This window comes from Vibrio sp. V39_P1S14PM300 (assembly GCF_009904765.1).
Taxonomy (GTDB): Bacteria; Pseudomonadota; Gammaproteobacteria; order Enterobacterales; family Vibrionaceae; genus Vibrio; species Vibrio proteolyticus.
The window spans coordinates 1-4,080 of the sequence record NZ_WXWP01000132.1 but is presented as its reverse complement, the minus strand read 5'-3'; the positions used below and the strand labels follow the sequence as shown (position 1 = coordinate 4,080).

At 49.8% G+C, this 4,080-nt stretch carries 4 protein-coding genes; 2 read left to right on the top strand and 2 right to left on the bottom strand.

From position 1 onward, the window contains the following. Positions 1–74: 74 nt before the first annotated feature. Complete coding sequence (gene pyrE, locus CAG65_RS06375; RefSeq protein ID WP_161452908.1) at positions 75–716, bottom strand: orotate phosphoribosyltransferase; 642 nt, start codon at positions 714–716, stop codon at positions 75–77. Between the two features lie 131 nt (positions 717–847). Beyond that, positions 848–1,564 carry a ribonuclease PH gene (gene rph, locus CAG65_RS06370; protein ID WP_021704604.1) on the bottom strand — a complete coding sequence of 239 codons (717 nt, stop codon included), beginning with the start codon at positions 1,562–1,564 and terminating at the stop codon, positions 848–850. A 168-nt stretch (positions 1,565–1,732) separates the two neighbouring features. On the opposite strand from rph, the gene CAG65_RS06365 reads away from it, so the two are divergent. Beyond that, a complete protein-coding gene (locus tag CAG65_RS06365) occupies positions 1,733–2,599 on the top strand; it encodes a YicC/YloC family endoribonuclease (protein WP_161452906.1) in 867 nt (288 codons plus the stop codon). A gap of 235 nt (positions 2,600–2,834) precedes the next feature. Next, the gene (locus CAG65_RS06360; protein WP_161452904.1) at positions 2,835–4,055 is read left to right on the top strand and encodes a tyrosine-type recombinase/integrase; all 1,221 of its coding nucleotides are present in this window, start codon (positions 2,835–2,837) and stop codon (positions 4,053–4,055) included. Positions 4,056–4,080 lie beyond the last annotated feature (25 nt).

Sequence of the window (4,080 nt, the reverse complement as noted above, 5' to 3'; positions counted from 1 at the left end):
TAGAAGGATTAATGAACCAACAAAAAGCTGGGGCAGCAACCTCAGCTTTTTTGTGTCACAGACCACTGCGTAGCTTAAATGCCGTATTCAGCGCGATACGCTTTTACCGCCGCCAAGTGGTCGTCGCTGTCGCCGCGCTCTTCCAGGTAGCGGATCAGATCGCTCAGGCTGACAATCGAAATCACAGCGCAACCAAAATCGCGCTCCACTTCCTGAATCGCCGACAACTCGCCTTTGCCTTTTTCCTGACGGTCGATGGCAACCAGCACACCGGCCAAATCCGCCCCGTTGGCTTGAATGATTTCCATCGATTCACGAATCGCGGTGCCCGCGGTGATCACATCGTCCACCAGCATAATTCGACCTTCCAGTGCGCTGCCGACCAGATTGCCCCCTTCACCATGATCTTTGGCTTCTTTGCGGTTAAAGCAATAGGGCGTATCCACATCATGGTGATCGGCCAGTGCCACGGCCGTGGTGGTGGCAATCGGGATCCCCTTGTACGCCGGACCAAACAGCACATCAAAAGCGATACCAGAATCGGCCAGCGCCACCGCGTAGAAACGGCCCAGACGCGCCAGATCGCGGCCAGTGTTAAACAGACCAGCGTTAAAGAAGTAAGGGCTCTTACGACCGGATTTCAGAGTAAACTCGCCAAACTTAAGCACTTCTTTCTCTAAGGCAAACTCAATAAACTCACGCTGATATGCTTTCATTATACTCTCTCATTTTCCTGTGTCCGGTGTCTGACCGGACGGGTTAACAAAACTCGCGATATCGACTGGCACAACATAAGTACCAGATCCGAGGCAAAAAAATAGCCCCCATTCGGGAGCTACTTAAAAAACTAATTGGCTAAGGCCGCCTTCTGCGCGGCGACGATCTCGCTGATGCCGGTCTTGGCACTCTCCAGCAACGCCAGTAACTGTTCATGGCTGAACGGTTCGCCTTCGGCGGTGCCCTGGATCTCGATCATCTTGCCTTCTTCGGTCATCACCACATTCATGTCGGTATCGGCCGCTGAATCTTCCACGTATTCCAGATCGCACAGCACGTCTTCACCCAGAATGCCGACGGAAACCGCCGCCACGTGACCTTTCATCGGGTTCTTTTTCAGTTTGCCACTGTCGATCAGTGTCTGAAACGCATCGGCCATCGCCACACTTGCCCCGGAAATCGACGCCGTGCGCGTCCCGCCGTCGGCCTGAATCACATCACAGTCAACCGTGATCATGATTTCGCCCATCGCTTCCAGATCCACCACAGCACGCAGGCTGCGGGCGATCAGACGCTGAATTTCCATGGTACGGCCGCCTTGCTTACCGTTCGCCGCTTCGCGACGAGTACGCGAGTGAGTCGCACGTGGCAGCATACCGTATTCCGCGGTCACCCACCCTTTGCCCTGACCTTTCAGCCAGCGCGGTACATTCTCTTCCACTGAGGCATTACACAGCACTTTGGTGTTGCCAAATTCGACCAGTACAGAGCCTTCCGCATACGCGGTGTAATGGCGGGTAATTTTGATTGGGCGAACTTGATCCGCCTTGCGATCGTCTGGACGCATGGGCTGTTACCTGTAATTATTAATGGGGAGACAAATTGGGTTGGGCGAAGATTATATAGGAATCCGTGCCGGGTGCCTAGGGTGAGTTTGACCCCGTCCACGCGCTGCATTTCTATGCTACTATACCGACAGTTTGATATTCCGAATTGCTAAGCGAAGGACAAATCGATGATTTACAGCATGACCGCGTACGCGCGCAAAGAAGTCAAGGCAGAATGGGGCAGCGCGGTGTGGGAAATCCGCAGCGTCAACCAACGTTATCTGGAAACCTACTTCCGCCTGCCTGAGCAGTTCCGTGGTCTGGAGCCGCTGCTGCGTGATCGTTTCCGCAAACGCCTGGCACGCGGTAAAGTCGAGTGCAGCCTGCGTTTTGAAGCCAATCCGGCGGCCAGTGCCGAACTGTCGATCAACGAAGCGCTGGCCAATCAGGTCATCAAAGCCGCCAATCAGGTGATGCACATGACCGGCGAGCTGAGCCGCATCAATCCCTTCCAAGTCATGCAATGGCCTGGTGTGATGGAGACTCCGGAGCAAGACATGGATGCCATCAATAAAGATCTGCTGTCGGCTTTCGACGATGCGCTGAGTGATTTTATCGAAGCCCGTGGCCGTGAAGGCGACAACATGAAGGCTCTGATCGAGCAGCGTCTGAGCGCCATCAGTGAAGAGGTGGTGAAAGTACGTGCGCGCATGCCGGAAATCCTCGAATGGCAACGTGAGCGTCTGGTGAATAAATTCGAAGAAGCCAAAGTCGAGTTGGAACCCTCCCGTGTCGAACAAGAGCTGATCCTTTTGGCTCAGAAATCCGACGTAGCGGAAGAGCTGGATCGCCTCGATTCACACGTGAAAGAAGCCAACAACATTCTGAAAAAAGGAGGCGCCTGTGGTCGTCGTCTCGACTTCATGATGCAGGAATTCAACCGCGAGTCGAACACACTGGCCTCGAAATCAATCAGCACCGACATCACCGCCTCCGGCGTAGAACTGAAAGTGCTGATCGAGCAGATGCGTGAGCAGATCCAAAATATAGAATAGATTCCCCTCTACTCCACACACTTCCACAAATCCCTTACTTATAAGGGATTTTTTATTTTCACCATCCATACACATCCATAAAATTCATCAACAGCCACTAACAAACGGGGAGTAATGTGGGTAGTATTTTGCTATTTACTCCCCGCCGTAGTATAAATATCACAACATACTCCCCACCTCTGGAGGGTAATGTAATGATAACTTCGATTAGAGCTATAAATTCAAGGAGATAGAGATGGGTAATCTCACCGTCAACCAAGTTAAGTCGATAGTAAAAGACCAAAAAACAGGTCGTCATGCCGATGGTGATGGTTTCTATCTAATGATTCCTAGAGTAGGTCGACCGTACTGGATGCTAAGGTACACCCTTTTTAAGAAAAGAAAGGAGGTGACAATTGGCAAGGTCGATGAACTTTCTCTTGCCGATGCAAGGTTGAAAGCTGCTAAGCTTCGAAAGCAAATAAGCGAAGGGATTAACCCAATTGCAGAAAGAAAGCGGAGTAAACAAGCTGATATACAAATAATCGATGATCTCTTCGAAGACTGGTACAAGGATTTGTCCAAAAGGCTCAAGCACCCCAATATACCTAAGCGTATCTACCAGAAAGAGATCTCTCCACAAATTGGTCAATACACGTTGAAACGTGTCACACCTTTAGATATCCGTAACATCATCCAAATAGTCGCTGACAGTGGCCGTCCAACCACAGCTAACGACACGCTAATGTATTGTAAGCAGCTTTTTAAACACGGTATGAAAATTGGTGTTATTGAGTCTAACCCTGCACTAGCATTTTCTAACTATGATGCTGGTGGCATTGAAGAAAGTAGAGATCGGGTCTTAGAGCTGGAAGAGATTAAACGTGTTTTTTCCGTCTTCAACCAAAACATTTATAGCTTCAATCGAGACAACTACCTAGCTTGTGCACTGCTTCTTTGTCTTGGAGTTCGTAAATCAGAGCTAGCAGAAGCAAAATGGGATGAGTTCGATCTAGATAATGCTTTATGGCACCTACCAGCGGAGCGGAGCAAATCTGGGACAGGTCTCACTATTCCGCTTCCGGAGCTGTGCGTAGAGTGGTTTAAAGAACTGAATATGCGAGCTTGTCGTTCGGAGTACGTCTTCCCAAACAGAAGGGAAAGCAAAGTACCTCACATGGGCAAAGACACACTGAACAGGGCTATTTCAAAGCTATTTGGTCGAGAGCCCGGTCGTAAGGTACAACCACCAAATAAAATGGGCGATATCAAACACTTTGCGGTTCACGATCTACGCCGCACATGCCGTAGCCTACTCGCTTCAGTAAAAGTTCCTAGCCATATCGCGGAGCGCTGTTTAAACCATAAGTTGAAAGGTGTAGAGGGTATCTATAATAGATATGACTACCTTGAAGAGCGTAAAGAAGCACTAGAAAAAGTTACCAATATGGTAAAAAGCTATATTGTACAAGATTAATCATACGGTCAGATCAGGTCTGAAT

Coding starts and splice junctions, on each gene's coding strand:
- pyrE (WP_161452908.1), bottom strand. CDS start 716: ATGAAAGCATATCAGCGTGAGTTTATTGAGTTTGCCTTAGAGAAAGAA.
- rph (WP_021704604.1), bottom strand. CDS start 1,564: ATGCGTCCAGACGATCGCAAGGCGGATCAAGTTCGCCCAATCAAAATT.
- CAG65_RS06365 (WP_161452906.1), top strand. CDS start 1,733: ATGATTTACAGCATGACCGCGTACGCGCGCAAAGAAGTCAAGGCAGAA.
- CAG65_RS06360 (WP_161452904.1), top strand. CDS start 2,835: ATGGGTAATCTCACCGTCAACCAAGTTAAGTCGATAGTAAAAGACCAA.